At 66.5% G+C, this 11,825-nt stretch carries 15 protein-coding genes; 3 read left to right on the plus strand and 12 right to left on the minus strand.

The genetic code is table 11. The features are described from left to right. Positions 1 to 92: 92 nt before the first annotated feature. Both FHX72_RS05935 and FHX72_RS05940 read right to left on the minus strand, forming a co-directional pair. Entirely contained in the window at positions 93 to 503 is a 411-nt protein-coding gene (locus FHX72_RS05935; RefSeq protein WP_082775369.1) for a VOC family protein, read from the minus strand. A gap of 183 nt (positions 504 to 686) precedes the next feature. Next, positions 687 to 1,934, minus strand: coding sequence for a flavin monoamine oxidase family protein (locus tag FHX72_RS05940; protein WP_183623612.1), 1,248 nt, complete (start codon positions 1,932 to 1,934; stop codon positions 687 to 689). A gap of 130 nt (positions 1,935 to 2,064) precedes the next feature. On the opposite strand from FHX72_RS05940, the gene FHX72_RS05945 reads away from it, so the two are divergent. Then, complete coding sequence (locus tag FHX72_RS05945; RefSeq protein WP_183623614.1) at positions 2,065 to 2,475, plus strand: TraR/DksA family transcriptional regulator; 411 nt, start codon at positions 2,065 to 2,067, stop codon at positions 2,473 to 2,475. Here FHX72_RS05945 and FHX72_RS05950 read toward each other — a convergent pair. Then, positions 2,472 to 2,831 carry a DUF2695 domain-containing protein gene (locus FHX72_RS05950; RefSeq protein WP_068494587.1) on the minus strand — a complete coding sequence of 120 codons (360 nt, stop codon included), beginning with the start codon at positions 2,829 to 2,831 and terminating at the stop codon, positions 2,472 to 2,474. The two genes, FHX72_RS05945 and FHX72_RS05950, sit on opposite strands and share 4 nt — an antisense overlap. A gap of 62 nt (positions 2,832 to 2,893) precedes the next feature. Continuing rightward, on the minus strand, positions 2,894 to 3,292 hold the full coding sequence (locus FHX72_RS05955; protein WP_183623616.1) for a VOC family protein: 399 nt from the start codon (positions 3,290 to 3,292) through the stop codon (positions 2,894 to 2,896). Positions 3,293 to 3,474: 182 nt separating this feature from the next. On the opposite strand from FHX72_RS05955, the gene FHX72_RS05960 reads away from it, so the two are divergent. Next, positions 3,475 to 3,909, plus strand: coding sequence for a hypothetical protein (locus tag FHX72_RS05960; protein ID WP_183623618.1), 435 nt, complete (start codon positions 3,475 to 3,477; stop codon positions 3,907 to 3,909). A 3-nt stretch (positions 3,910 to 3,912) separates the two neighbouring features. Here FHX72_RS05960 and FHX72_RS05965 read toward each other — a convergent pair whose 3' ends face one another. From FHX72_RS05965 to FHX72_RS05985, 5 genes are all read right to left on the minus strand, one after another. Then, on the minus strand, positions 3,913 to 4,581 hold the full coding sequence (locus tag FHX72_RS05965) for a dihydrofolate reductase family protein (protein ID WP_082775367.1): 669 nt from the start codon (positions 4,579 to 4,581) through the stop codon (positions 3,913 to 3,915). Between the two features lie 81 nt (positions 4,582 to 4,662). Continuing rightward, positions 4,663 to 6,444, minus strand: a complete 1,782-nt coding sequence (locus FHX72_RS05970) for an HSP90 family protein (protein ID WP_183623620.1) — start codon at positions 6,442 to 6,444, stop codon at positions 4,663 to 4,665. Then, positions 6,441 to 8,666, minus strand: a complete 2,226-nt coding sequence (locus FHX72_RS05975) for a hypothetical protein (RefSeq protein ID WP_183623622.1) — start codon at positions 8,664 to 8,666, stop codon at positions 6,441 to 6,443. Before FHX72_RS05975 ends, FHX72_RS05970 begins: the two co-directional genes overlap by 4 nt. Positions 8,667 to 8,766: 100 nt before the next feature. After that, the gene (locus FHX72_RS05980) at positions 8,767 to 9,024 is read right to left on the minus strand and encodes a type II toxin-antitoxin system PemK/MazF family toxin (protein ID WP_282857136.1); all 258 of its coding nucleotides are present in this window, start codon (positions 9,022 to 9,024) and stop codon (positions 8,767 to 8,769) included. A 78-nt stretch (positions 9,025 to 9,102) separates the two neighbouring features. Further along, positions 9,103 to 9,339 (minus strand): toxin-antitoxin system protein, encoded by a 237-nt coding sequence (locus tag FHX72_RS05985; RefSeq protein WP_068494590.1) that lies wholly within the window; start codon positions 9,337 to 9,339, stop codon positions 9,103 to 9,105. Between the two features lie 168 nt (positions 9,340 to 9,507). Between FHX72_RS05985 and FHX72_RS05990 the strand changes: the two genes are divergently transcribed. After that, the gene (locus FHX72_RS05990) at positions 9,508 to 10,071 is read left to right on the plus strand and encodes a hypothetical protein (RefSeq protein WP_183623624.1); all 564 of its coding nucleotides are present in this window, start codon (positions 9,508 to 9,510) and stop codon (positions 10,069 to 10,071) included. 28 nt (positions 10,072 to 10,099) lie between these two features. On the opposite strand, the gene FHX72_RS05995 is transcribed toward FHX72_RS05990, so the two are convergent. The 3 genes from FHX72_RS05995 to FHX72_RS06005 all read right to left on the minus strand — a co-directional run bounded on the left by FHX72_RS05995 (position 10,100) and on the right by FHX72_RS06005 (position 11,799). Next, complete coding sequence (locus tag FHX72_RS05995) at positions 10,100 to 10,729, minus strand: DUF4241 domain-containing protein (protein ID WP_183623626.1); 630 nt, start codon at positions 10,727 to 10,729, stop codon at positions 10,100 to 10,102. A 74-nt stretch (positions 10,730 to 10,803) separates the two neighbouring features. Further along, positions 10,804 to 11,178: a hypothetical protein gene (locus tag FHX72_RS06000; RefSeq protein ID WP_183623628.1), complete on the minus strand. Its 375-nt coding sequence runs from the start codon at positions 11,176 to 11,178 to the stop codon at positions 10,804 to 10,806. Positions 11,179 to 11,256: 78 nt separating this feature from the next. Next, positions 11,257 to 11,799, minus strand: a complete 543-nt coding sequence (locus FHX72_RS06005; RefSeq protein WP_221186822.1) for a mismatch-specific DNA-glycosylase — start codon at positions 11,797 to 11,799, stop codon at positions 11,257 to 11,259. Positions 11,800 to 11,825 lie beyond the last annotated feature (26 nt).

The raw sequence follows: 11,825 nt of genomic DNA on the forward strand, positions 1-11,825 counted from the left end.
AGTTTTGTGCAATGGAGTGCGATGGAGCCGCCCTCTTCTGGCGATGCGCTCTCTGGCGGTCCCGCCGCGCCGTCGTGGCGCGCGAGCTGAGGTCAGGCCTCAGGAGCCGCCATGTAGAAGACCTCCCACAGGTGACCGTCGAGGTCGTCGAACGCCGAGCCGTACATGCCGAACTCGTTGGCCTCGGCTGGCCGGTGGATCTTGCCACCGCCGGCCTCGGCCTTCGCCGTGATCTCGTCGACCTCTTCGTTGCTGCCGAGCAGCAGCGTCGTTGTGCTCTCGTGCCGGTTGCCACCGAGGATCGCCTCGGCGCCCTCAGGCAGGAAGCCCTGGAAGCGCTCCGTCTGGAGTAGCATGACCGCGACCTGCTCGTTGACAACGATGCAGCTGGTGTTTTCGTCGCTGAACATCGGGTTGACACTGAAGCCCAGCCCGACGTAAAAGTCGGTGGCCGCCTTGACGTCAGCAACCGGGAAGTTCGGGAGGACCATGGATACGCCCATGAGGGGCTCCTTTGCACTTGGATTCTGATTTGGCGCGGGGCGCCGGGTCAGATTCTAGGATTCGGACCCGAGATTCTGCGGGAACTCCGGTCAACTTTTCCTCCCCGTCCCACCGACTGAGAACGACTGACCCACAGGCATCTTTCCGGGGCGAACAAGGGACCGCTCCAGGCACGGAGCCACTCAGGCCAGCATGGCACCCGCCGCGTCAGCGGCGCGCTGCCCGGCGACCAGGGCGCCCTGGATCGAGCTGGACTCCCGGTGGTCGCCGGTCACAAGAACACGCTCGCCAAGCCGCCGCGGACCAGGTGACCTGAACGGCGGCTGCACCGCCGGGAGGGCATGCGGGACAACGTGGTGGGCAAGCACCTCCCAGCCTGAGGTGGACGTCCCGTAGAGGCGCGCGAGGTCGTCGCGAATCTGCGCCTCGCTCGCGAGCCCGTCGATGCGATCGAGGAGCGTGGTCGCCTGCACGAGGTGCTGCCCCGCCGGCGCGTAGGACGGTGCCACCTCCGAGATGACGGCCGTGTTCCAGATCGGACCGGCGGGCCCTCCCCCTGGCAGCGACGCGTCGATGAGCAGGTATGGCCCCGTCCGAGGCTCCCCCGACGCCCGGAACCACCAGGTCGTCAGGCCGTGCGTTGCAGGAGCGGCCTCACCAGTGAGCTCAGGCAGGTCGTTGGGTGCAACGGCCACGATCGCCGCACGCGCCAGGATCGTCCCTCGGTCGGTCACGACCCGCACTCCCCCACTCGTCTCGTTGACCTCGCGAGCGCCCGTTCCGAGGCGGACCGGTTCCTGCAGCGACGAGGCCATTTGGACTGGCAGGGCGCGCATCCCGGCACGAGGCAGCCCCGGGGCCCCCAGTGCGAAGTATCGGACCAGCTGCTTGACGAAGTTCGCCGAGCTTCCTCCGCTGCTGTCAGCAAGAACGCCGGCGAGGAACGTGTCGAGGAGATCGTGCCGCAACTTCCCCGTGAGCCCCGCCTCGTCGAGGGACGCACCGAGCGCGCGATCCTGTGCTCCGACGCCATCAAGACCCACCAGCGTCGGGCCGAGCCAGCGCGCCAGCGCAAACACGTCGCCAAGCGGGACATGCTCGCTCAGCAGCGTCTGCAGCGCGAAGCGCGGGTGGCGGAGCGGATGCGCCAGAGTGCTCGCGCGGTCACCGGATCTGACGATCGCGCCGACCCCGAAGCTGTGCAGAGCCAGAGCTTCGACGTCCACGGCCTCCCGCAGCGCCGGGTAGGCCGGGTTGAGCACCTGGAAGCCGTGGTCACAGAGGAAGCCGTCGACGTCGTCGGTGCGGATCCTGCCCCCGACCTCGCCTTCCGCCTCAAGCACCACAACGCTGCACCCGTGCTCTTCAAGGCGCCGAGCTGCCCGCAGCCCGGCGATCCCCGCTCCGATGACAACGATGTCCGTATCCATGTGGCTCCGTTCGGTGTGGTGGCTCGCCAGTCTGCGGGAGCTACCCGGGCCGTCCCTGAGCGCGGCGGTGAGAACGCCGCTCTCCTGGGCGCTGAGGCACCGCAGAAACGGTTGGCGCAGAATGGTTCCAATGAATGAGACGGATGGCGAGCGCGAGAGCGCCGAGGCGGGTGACGCGAGCGACTCAAGCACACACTCGGCGCGGCTCGACGCGCTCCGCACGGTCGCGGTCGACCGAGTCGCGCGCAGCGAGGCGGCCCTGAGCTCCCTCGTGCGCGACCGTTCATCCCTCAACGACGACGACGAGCACGACCCCGACGGGGCCCCGCTCTCAGCGGAGTGGTCTCGTCTCTCCGGCCAGGTAGAGGCGTCGAGAGCGGAACTCCAGCGAATCGAGGCGGCCGTGCTCCGCGTGGAGAAGGAGACCTTCGGCGTCTGCGTGGCCTGCGGAAGGCCCATCCCCGAGGTCAGACTCCGCGTGCGTCCCTTCGCCGAGACGTGCGTCGCCTGCGCAGACCTGCCGCGACGCTCCACCCGCTAGTAGGCGGCATCCCGCCGCCGCCACCACAGCCTGCAGGGCTGCGTCGACCCCCGCCGGACGCCAGCGCACGGCGGAAGTGTCTCCGGCTCACCGCCACACGCGTCGAAAGCGTTGAGGAAGATCTCGCAGTCGCAGTACGCACCTCTCCGGCCAAGGCGTCGGAGCAACGCCGTTGCACGCGGGGCAACTCGCTCCTGGTAGCGCTGCGAGAACCGGTGGGTTCCGTCGCAGCCGAACTCGTCGAGCTGGTCTGCGACGTAGCAGAGCAGGCACTCTCCGTCCCTCGGCTCCAAGAGTTCCTCCGCCAGGGACTGAACGATGTACTCGGCTTCTTCGGCGATTCGCTGATCTGTCATGCCGAGATCTTGGACCGGACCACCGACATTCCCGACTCGGTCGGGGAGCGCCCCGTCGGAGCTCAGCTCTCCCGCGAGGAGAGCACGCAAAACTCATTGCCTTCAGGGTCGCGCAGGACGACCCACGTAACGTCGTCGCCCTGGCCAACATCCGCCCGAGTCGCGCCCCTCGCGAGCAGCGCATCCACGTGTGCGGTCTGACTCTCGTGCAGGGGCGCCGCGAGATCGATGTGCAGCCTGTTCTTTCCCGCCTTGGCGTCGGAGACCGGGACGAAGACAAGCCCGGGACCCACCCGATCGAAGGGCACACCCGGATTCTCCTCGTCGAGCCACTTCGGGATCACGGCGGCCTCGTTCTCATCCTCGAAGACCACCCGCCAGTCGAGCGTTTCAGCCCACCACGCGGCGAGCTTCCTGTGGTCGTGCGCGTCGACCACAGTCGAATACCAGCGAAGTCCCATGCGTGCCTCCTCAGACCACCCCATGCTGGGGCGACATCCTGAGGATTCTCGGCACGCCCCGATGCACAGGATGCGAGACGCAACGGCTGCAAAGCCCGAGCAGGTTTGGAGAAGCACAAGCGGCCGAGGAGTCGTACCGTGGTCGTGATTCACCACAACGAGAAAGAACGAAGGAAGCTGCCATGGCTGAGAAGACCACTGGACTCTCGAAGGAAGAGCGCGAGGCCGTCAAGCAGCGCGCCGCTGAGCTGCGCGCGGAGGAGAAGGCCGGCAAGAACCGTGCGGCCGGCGACGCCGCCATCCAGAAGGCCATCGCAGAGATGACCGACGAGGACCGCGTCCTGGGCGAGGGCATCGACCGTATCGTCAAAGAGGTCGCTCCCCAGCTCATGCCGAAGACCTGGTACGGCTTCCCGGCCTACACGGACGCGGACGGCAAGGTCGTGGTGTTCTTCAAGGCGGCCTCGAAGTTCACGACGCGCTACGCGACGCTCGGCTTCGAGGAGGCGGCGAAGCTCGACGACGGCGACCTCTGGGTGACGTCGTTTGCGCTCATCAGCCTGACCCCGGAGACCGAGAAGACCATCGCCGACTACGTGCGCAGGGCCGCCGGGTAAGCATCACTCACGCGAGGACCCGAGTGGCCCGGCAGGTGCAATCCTGCCGGGCGACTGTGCGCAGTCCTGGGCAACCCTGCGGTAGCGGATGTGCGTGGAGAGCGGCGAGTGCAGCACTTCGACTGGCTCGTAGTCGAACGTGTCGACCCCGTCGAAGAGCCGCTCGCCAGACCCGAGCAGAACCGGCGCGATGTCGAGTGTGAGCTCGTCGACGACTCCGGCGTTGAGCGCCTGGCGCACCGTCGAGGCGCCTCCCGCGATGTCGACCCCCTTGCCGTCGGCGATCTCGACAGCCTGGGCGTAGGCGGCCTCGAAGCCCTCCGTCACGAAGAAGAAGGTCGTGCCGCCTTCCATCACGATCGGCTCGTGCGCGTGATGCGTGAGCACGAAGACCGGTGCATGGTACGGCGGCTCGTCACCCCACCAGCCGCGCCAGTTGTCATCCCAGTCCCCGCGAATGGGGCCGAACATGTTCCGCCCCATGACGTACGCACCGCGCGGCCGCATGAGCCAGCTCGTTGCGAGTTCATCCGCCTCAGTCGCGCGGGGATCACCGATGTGCCAGGTGTGCACGTCGTGACCGCGCCTGCCGAGCGGATGCTCGCGGCTTTGATCCGGGCCAGCGGCGAAGCCGTCCAGCGAGACGGACATATGGCAGGTGGTGTCGGACATTGACGCCCCTTTCGAAGAGTGCGATACGAGTGTCAGTATCGAGCTCCGCGCATCCTCTTGGCGAATCAGGATTCCGCTCTGTCAGGTTGACGCGCCCGCTCCGGCTTCGGGGTTGGCCGCTGCCGCGATCAGGGTATGCAGCGTTCCGCTCAGCAGCTCGGTGTGCCTCTCGTCAAGCTTCTCGCCGGCGGTGAGCAACCCGATGACGTAGAGACCAGTGACCGCGTCCGCGCGCACCCGGTCGTCCATGAGCGAGGCGAGCGCTCGCACGGCGGAGCTGGAGACGTTCAGGACCAACCTCGAACGTGCTGGCGCCCGTTCCGGCTCGCTCAGGAAGTCGGCCCACGGGTCAGCCTCGGTCGGGGTCGCTTGAAACTCGGGCATCCCCGTCGCCCCGACGAAGAGGGAGGGGACCGATGCCGGCGCGAACTCCCGCAGATCGAGATCGAGGCCCAGCCGATCGAGCACCGAGCGAGCGTGCCCCTCGAAGCCTCGAACATCCAGGTCATCCGCGGCGGGCCTCGGCAGATCCCCGAGGAAGGCACTCGCGTCGAAGAGCCGCAGGCCCCCGATGAGCCCTCGGCGTTCCTGGACCTGCCTCAAGATCTCCCCGCCGTACACGTACGCGCCGTTGACCAGCAACGTCCTACCGGCTCGGAGGATCGGGGCGAAGGCGGTGAACTCCGTCATCGAGGTCGTGTACTGGACCCTGTCGAAGACACGAAGAATGCGCTCCAGCGTCATCGTGCCCTCGCTCGTCTCCCAGGGCACGTGCTTCATGACGAGGTCCAGCATGTTCGTGTCGCTCGCGGCCATCGCGAGGAGCCCCTTGGAGTGCACATCCATGAAGCGCGCGAAGCCAAATGGGTTGCCAGAGGCGAACCTTTCGATACCCTCCCGGATCTGGATCCCGATCTGGTTCCGAACCTCGGCTATCGCGAGCGAGTCCTGCAGCGATTCCCGTGAGGCGGTCAACGGCAACTCGCCGCCATCGAGTGCAAGGCGGACGAAGTAGGCCCAACCGGGCACCAACTGCACGTTGTTCTCTGCCACAAACATCCCGCGCGAGTAGATCGTGTCGCCCTTGCGGTTGCCGACCCGACCCGGGGTGTCGGCGATGAAGGCGACACCGACGACTCCTGCCGCGCCGACGGAGATCGGCAGCCCCGCGAGGGGCGAGAAGCCGAGCTCTTGTCGACACCACTGCTCCGCCTCGGCGTCCGTAGCGCCCCAGGGCGGAGTGCGGAGGCTAATGACCTCCGCGCCATCCGCGCCACCAGCAAGCGAAACGGGCAGGTCCAAGAGCGACGCGAAGCGCTCCGCGAGGAGGCGTACTCTCTGGGGTTCCACCCACTCCCGGTCATCCGCACGAGCCTCGACGCGCACTTCGGTCCCGGCATCGGCAAGCGGATACTCGGCCTGCGAGATCGTGAAAGTTCCGTCCGAGTCGCCCACCCAGCTCAGCGTCGGTGCATCCGCCGAGCGCGCACTGCGTGACCTGACTTCGATGCGGTCGGCGATGAGGAAGCAGGAGAGCAGTCCGATGCCAAACTGGCCGAGGTACTGGCGTCGGAGCTGGGTCAGATCTCCTCGCTTACTCGACGCGCCGATCGTCGCGAGCACCGTGCGCATCTCGTTTTCCGTGAGGCCCACGCCGTGGTCGCGTACGATCACGGCTCCCCCGGCATCGACGTCTATGGAGATCTGCCCTGGCGCGCCGGGCTCGAGGGACTGCCGTGCGACCACGGCGTCGCGCGCATTCTGGATGAGCTCGCGCAAGTAAACGCGAGGGCTCGAGTAGAGGTGGTGGGAGAGGATGTCGACGATGCCGCGAAGGTCGACGCGGAAGCTCTCGCCGCTCACGCGCTCACCCCGAACGCCTGGTCGCCCGGGTACCAGCGGTCGCGGATCCACTCGCTCCAGAACCTGTTGCCGTTCCGCGCGTCGAGCTGCCTCGTGACGTGGATCGATTTTGCACGAAGCTCCGCGCCGCGAGGGTCGCCAGTGCCTAACTCGAGCAGGGCGCTTCCGGCGGCGGCGAAGACCAGCAGGTCGCTCGGAGAGCCCGTGTCGGCCTCCTCGAGCACGGCGTCGATGACGGGGCCAAGATCGGCATCCGGGGCCGCCAGCCCCTCGAGGAGCACCCAGCCGGGAAGGGGGCCGAACTCCGTCACGTCTCCTTCAACTGACGCGAGGAGGTGAGCGAGCGCCGGGGCAGCTCGGGGGTCGCCCTGCCTTGCGCCGAACCAGCACAGCCACGCGTTGGCGGCTCTAACCTGCTCCGCGTCGCCGGTGTCGGCAACGCGGGTCGCCACTGCGGTCGCGAACTGCGGCGCGTACCTGGCACTGAGTCGGATGATCTCGAGCTCGACGGCTGGGCGATCTAGGAGATCTTCCTCCTCGACGAGAGCGCGCTGCAACTGCGCGATGATTTGACGCAAAGACTCGGCCTCGTCTCGGTGCGCCGCGATCTCCGCGCGTGCGAGGAGCACGTGCGAGCTCGGGCCGCTCGTGACCTCGCGGACACGCACCTCGCGGTCGACGAGGTCATGAATCAGCCCCCACGTGATCTCGGGGTCCGCAACCGCCTGCTCGACGGTCACTGCGAAGAACTTCTCCCCGATCGCCTGGATGGAATCGGTGATGAGGCCAGCGTTCTTGACTAGCTCGAGCTGCGAACGCTCGAAATCACTCACCAGGGTCGACGTCTGCGCCTGCTGCCCAGCTCGGAGGCCGTGGAGCAGCGGGATGCAGTAGCTGGAGGTCGCACACTTCAGTTGCTCGGCCCTGACGGTGAGCCGCTCCTCGAGCTCCGCCGCCTCTTCCGCCGATTCGGTGGCAAGCAGGTCCATCGTCTCGCCGAGCAGCGACACGTAGCGGTGCTTGATGGAGATCGGCGGGTCGTCGAGGCTCACGGCCCGTGTCCGCGGCAGCCATCCCGCCGCGAGGATGCGCTCGGCACGCTCCTCCACGTCGTCCCAGACTCGGGTCTGCCCGACGAGGTCCGGGCAAACGCGCTCCGGCAGTCCGGCCCACCAGAAGTCGCTGAGTTCGCGGCGGTGGATGTCCGTGCCGCCTCGCGCATCCTGTGCCGTCGCCGCTTCCTCGGCGAGGGCCCGCAGGAGGCGCCCCTCCTCGCCAGCCGGGTCCGCAAAGATCCGGCTGCGCGCGACGGCGGCCAGCGCCTCCCAGTCGCTGGTGTCGAGGTGCAGGTTCAGCAGTGTGTGATCGACAGCCACCACCGCATCCGCCGGCCGATGCTCGAGCACCGGGATGAGGTAGTCGGTGACGGCCTCTCTCGCCAGACGGTCGATACCCATGCCGTCGACAAGCTGCTCGATGATCCGGTCGGCATCGCCCCGTCGCCCCTCGCGCACGTAGAAGAACGCGAGCATCGTCAGGAGGCGCACGTCGGTGTTTTCTGAGTCGAACCGCTCCGGGTCGATGTCGAGCATCCGCAACCGCTGTTCGAGGATGGCGGTCGCCCGGCCGACGTCGAAGCGTGCGATGAGCGGCAGCTCCATCTGGATCACCCCGGAAGAGTCCGGGCGCCATTCCTCGCTGCCTTCGGCCCGCCACCGCGAGATCCAGTCGAAGGTCGCCTCTGTGTCCCCCGTGGCCGCCGCCACGGCAGCGCGCGCAACGTAGACGCCCACGATATCCGTGCCACGATGCTTCACCTGCTGCTCGACGAGGTCCACAACGCGAGTGATCTGTTCGAGCGGCACCGTGGGGTCGTCGAGGAGCGTCATCGTCGCGGTCGCGACGGAACCGAGCATCCGATCGACGTTGTCTGGCGCAATGAGGTCGCCGTGGCGGTGGATGACCTGCATGAGCTTCGCGTAGGCGTCGAGGGCCCTCCCCGCGAGCCCCGCCTTGACCAGGGTCGTGTACTGCCCGAAGCGTGCACTCGCGATGAGGTGCGGGAAGCTGGCGCGCTCGCAGTCCTCGACGAACTCGTCCCAGACGTCGATCTTGCCCTCGTCCTCCGGCAGGTCCCAGATTGTCGCACTGCGTTCGAAGAGCGACTGGATGCGCTCCTGCTCCTCGTCGCCGAGCGTGTCGAGATCTGAGTAGGCAATCATGTGGGCATCCGGGGTGAGGTTGCTCGCGGCTCTCGCCTCTCCTCGTGGAGGCATGAGGCGGCAGTGCGCGCAACCCTAGCGAACTCCCCTGCCACGAAAATCAGGGCAGACCGAGGAAGTCTCGCAGCCAGAGGTCGACCTTTCCCATTGTCTGAGCGTCCACGGATCCCGATGACGCGACGAGGCGCGTTCTCGTGACCGTGCGCGGTTGCTCGGTCATTGCGAAACTGGGTCGGTCCAGCTCAAGTGCACGTCCCCGAAGGCGCACGTGGTTGGGCCATCCGCGGTCGGTCGTCGTGACGGGAACGATGATCGCAAGGGAATCCGCCTGTTCGAGATACAGATCGCTGGCAACCACGAGGGCCGGGCGTCGCCCCGCCTGTTCCCTCCCCGTGCTGGGGCGAGTTCAACCCACACGACGAGTCCGCGAGAAAGATCAGCCACCGTCCGCTCGAGCATTCATATCGCCGAGTTCGACGTCCCAGTTGCGGAGTTGATCCCAGTAGTCGTCGCTTGCGCCACGAACGACTCGTCCGAACGCCTCCATTCGCCGACGTCGCTCATAGCCATCCAGCAGGCCTTCGATGAGACCTGCGGCTGTCATCCCGCGCTCCTTGGCATCCCGATTGATGCGGTCACGAAGCTGTTCGGAGACTTTGATTGTCGTCGCCACCAGCGGAGTGTACCCATCGGTAAACCGGTATTGGCTCAGGCACGGAACTCCCCTGTTTGGGCTTCGTGTTGCTCCTTCATGGCGACGAGATTATGCGCGCGGCCCCACACTCCGACCGGCTGTGGATAACTCGTCCGGCGCACGAAAAGGGCCGCAATACTGCTCCGCATGGGAATTCGCTACTACGGCTGGCCGCTCCGCACACAGGCTGATTTCGAGCGGGCGGTCGACGACCCGCGTGCAACGAGCTACGTGCTCGACCGACGCGAAGCGACCATCAACGAAGAGAACTGCGTCGGCCTCGACAAGGGGTTCAGGGTTCTGCTGGACTATTTCCTGCAGGACTGGATGCCGGAACCGTCCACCGAAAGTCTGCTCGAAGGCGACGGCCCGCCCAATACGACCGAGCTCTCAACACTGGCCGCCGCCGATCACTGTCACTGCATCGACGACCGGCAGATCAACGTCCTCCCGCGCGCCGGGGCGCTGCTCCTGCTCGGAGACGTTCTCTACTCAGACGGGTACGCGACTTGGAAGCCGTACTACGGGATCGTGCCCGCGGGGTACGTGCGGCTCGCCGCCGATGACTATGCGCGAGTTGACCTCGCGGAACTCGAGGAAACCTGTGGTGAGGCAGACGGGTCGTACTGCAGCAGTCTGTTCGGGCCGTTCCGGGAAGCGATCCAACGGTTCGCCGACGACGGTGCCGGCTTCTTTTACTCGATCCGCTAGCAACGGACGCCCAGTCACCGGATGCGGGCTACAGGTGAGTGAGCATCCCGTCTTCGTCTTGACTGACCAGCACCATGCAGTCGACGACAAGCTGTGCCGTCTTGCCGTCAGCATCCAAGCCCCAGTAGGCGGGGTAGCTGCCGTCGCCATAGCCCGAATCGAACGCGATCCCGCGGTCGGTATCGCTGAGTGAAAACTCCTGCGCCGCAGGCCTCGGTGCGGCGACGAAAGCGTCGTATGCCGCAGCCTTGTCGCGGCGCGACATCGCCGAGTAGCAGATGTAGTCCACGATGCAGATGCAGCCAGCATCCACGCCGACCACGTGGCCGCTGCCTGGTAGCGAGGCCGGATGCCAGGCGACAGGAACCGAGTCGCTGAACCGGACTCGGACCGCGGCGTTGCGACCAAACGCCGTCACTCGGTCAACCGGGTAGGTGCCTGAAGCAACGGTTCTCGCGAGTGGACGGGCGTCGTCGTTGTCGTAGCCGAAGTCGAGCACCGAGAGAACCCCGGTGCTGGTCGCAAGAGTGCCGATCTGGGTGACCTCAACGCGCTCTGTTTGCTCGTCGTCCGGGCGGGTCACGTCGCGGTCGGTGAAGTTGTGGACTTCATCGAGCTGCGACTGAGCTTCTGGCATTTCGGTCGACAGCGCATCCACGCTGCATTCCAACGCCCGCTCATTGACGATGACTGGGTCTGCGAACGGCGACTTCGGGTCTCCGAAATGCTGGCTTATGGCGGCGATCCTCCGCGCGGCCCCTGCCGGCGCAGCGTGTACTCGTTCAACTTGCGCTGCATCTGGATACTTCGAGTGAGCACGTAGGCGACGTCGCCGACAAGCTCCGAGCTGACGAGCTGCTCCGCTGCAGGGCCGTGGCTTGCAGGTCGGCCAAAGGATTGCGCGAGGTCAACCGTCGGCGGGTCGATGAAATGGTGCCGCGTCGTCTCCGCCATGAGCTCTCGCCACAGCTGGAACGCGGACTTCGGGTTGTCTGGGTCGCGATCCTCGAAGGCTGGAGCGGCGATCCGCCACTGCGCCTCGTACTCGGCCATGAAGCTCACCACTCGCTCTTCGGCAAGATTCTTCGATGCACTCGAATCCGTCATGTCACTCAAACTAGCGGTGACGCGAACTGCGTCTCTCAGTCTCCTCCAGGTCACGTCACGACCCGCTGAGGCGCATCGTCACTCTGGATGCAGTGATTCCCAGACCTCTCGCCACTTGGCGGCAAGTGTGTCGATCGTCTCGTGCGCGTTCAGCCCACTCGGCTGCGGGACGACCCACAGGGCGACTCCCTCCGGCCAGCCGTCGATAGCCGACGCATCCTGGCGTCCGAGCACCGACTTCGGACGTCCGAACGCGGTTCGAAATGCCGTGATCCCGGCGACGGCTACCACCTCTGGCCGCATGGCGCTAACGCGTTCGACGATGCGCTGACCACCTGCCCGAAGCTCCGAAGCCAATAGCTCGTCGGCTCGCGCAGTCGCGCGCCCGACCAGGTTCGTGAGCGCGATGCCGCGGCAGAGCAGCTGCTGCTCATCGGCCGACGAGAGTCCGCGTGAGGCGTCAACCAGCTCGTCGGTGAGCCCTGCTCGGTGCAGCGACGGCCAGAACCGGTTGCCCGGGCGCGCGAAGGGGGCGTTCACTGCCGCCGTCCACAACCCGGGGTTGACACCCACAATGAGGAGTCGAACGGCAGTGAGGTCGACGGGCAGGATGTCGTCCATTGCGTCGTCGTCGATGCCAGCAAACG

It is taken from the genome of Pseudoclavibacter helvolus, assembly GCF_014191305.1.
In the GTDB taxonomy this organism is placed as follows: Bacteria; Actinomycetota; Actinomycetes; order Actinomycetales; family Microbacteriaceae; genus Pseudoclavibacter; species Pseudoclavibacter helvolus.

What these genes read in the sequence shown, in the direction of transcription:
- FHX72_RS05935 (WP_082775369.1), bottom strand. Translation starts at nt 503, where the DNA reads ATGGGCGTATCCATGGTCCTCCCGAACTTCCCGGTTGCTGACGTCAAG.
- FHX72_RS05940 (WP_183623612.1), bottom strand. Translation starts at nt 1,934, where the DNA reads ATGGATACGGACATCGTTGTCATCGGAGCGGGGATCGCCGGGCTGCGG.
- FHX72_RS05945 (WP_183623614.1), top strand. Translation starts at nt 2,065, where the DNA reads ATGAATGAGACGGATGGCGAGCGCGAGAGCGCCGAGGCGGGTGACGCG.
- FHX72_RS05950 (WP_068494587.1), bottom strand. Translation starts at nt 2,831, where the DNA reads ATGACAGATCAGCGAATCGCCGAAGAAGCCGAGTACATCGTTCAGTCC.
- FHX72_RS05955 (WP_183623616.1), bottom strand. Translation starts at nt 3,292, where the DNA reads ATGGGACTTCGCTGGTATTCGACTGTGGTCGACGCGCACGACCACAGG.
- FHX72_RS05960 (WP_183623618.1), top strand. Translation starts at nt 3,475, where the DNA reads ATGGCTGAGAAGACCACTGGACTCTCGAAGGAAGAGCGCGAGGCCGTC.
- FHX72_RS05965 (WP_082775367.1), bottom strand. Translation starts at nt 4,581, where the DNA reads ATGTCCGACACCACCTGCCATATGTCCGTCTCGCTGGACGGCTTCGCC.
- FHX72_RS05975 (WP_183623622.1), bottom strand. Translation starts at nt 8,666, where the DNA reads ATGATTGCCTACTCAGATCTCGACACGCTCGGCGACGAGGAGCAGGAG.
- FHX72_RS05990 (WP_183623624.1), top strand. Translation starts at nt 9,508, where the DNA reads ATGGGAATTCGCTACTACGGCTGGCCGCTCCGCACACAGGCTGATTTC.
- FHX72_RS06000 (WP_183623628.1), bottom strand. Translation starts at nt 11,178, where the DNA reads ATGACGGATTCGAGTGCATCGAAGAATCTTGCCGAAGAGCGAGTGGTG.
- FHX72_RS06005 (WP_221186822.1), bottom strand. Translation starts at nt 11,799, where the DNA reads ATGGACGACATCCTGCCCGTCGACCTCACTGCCGTTCGACTCCTCATT.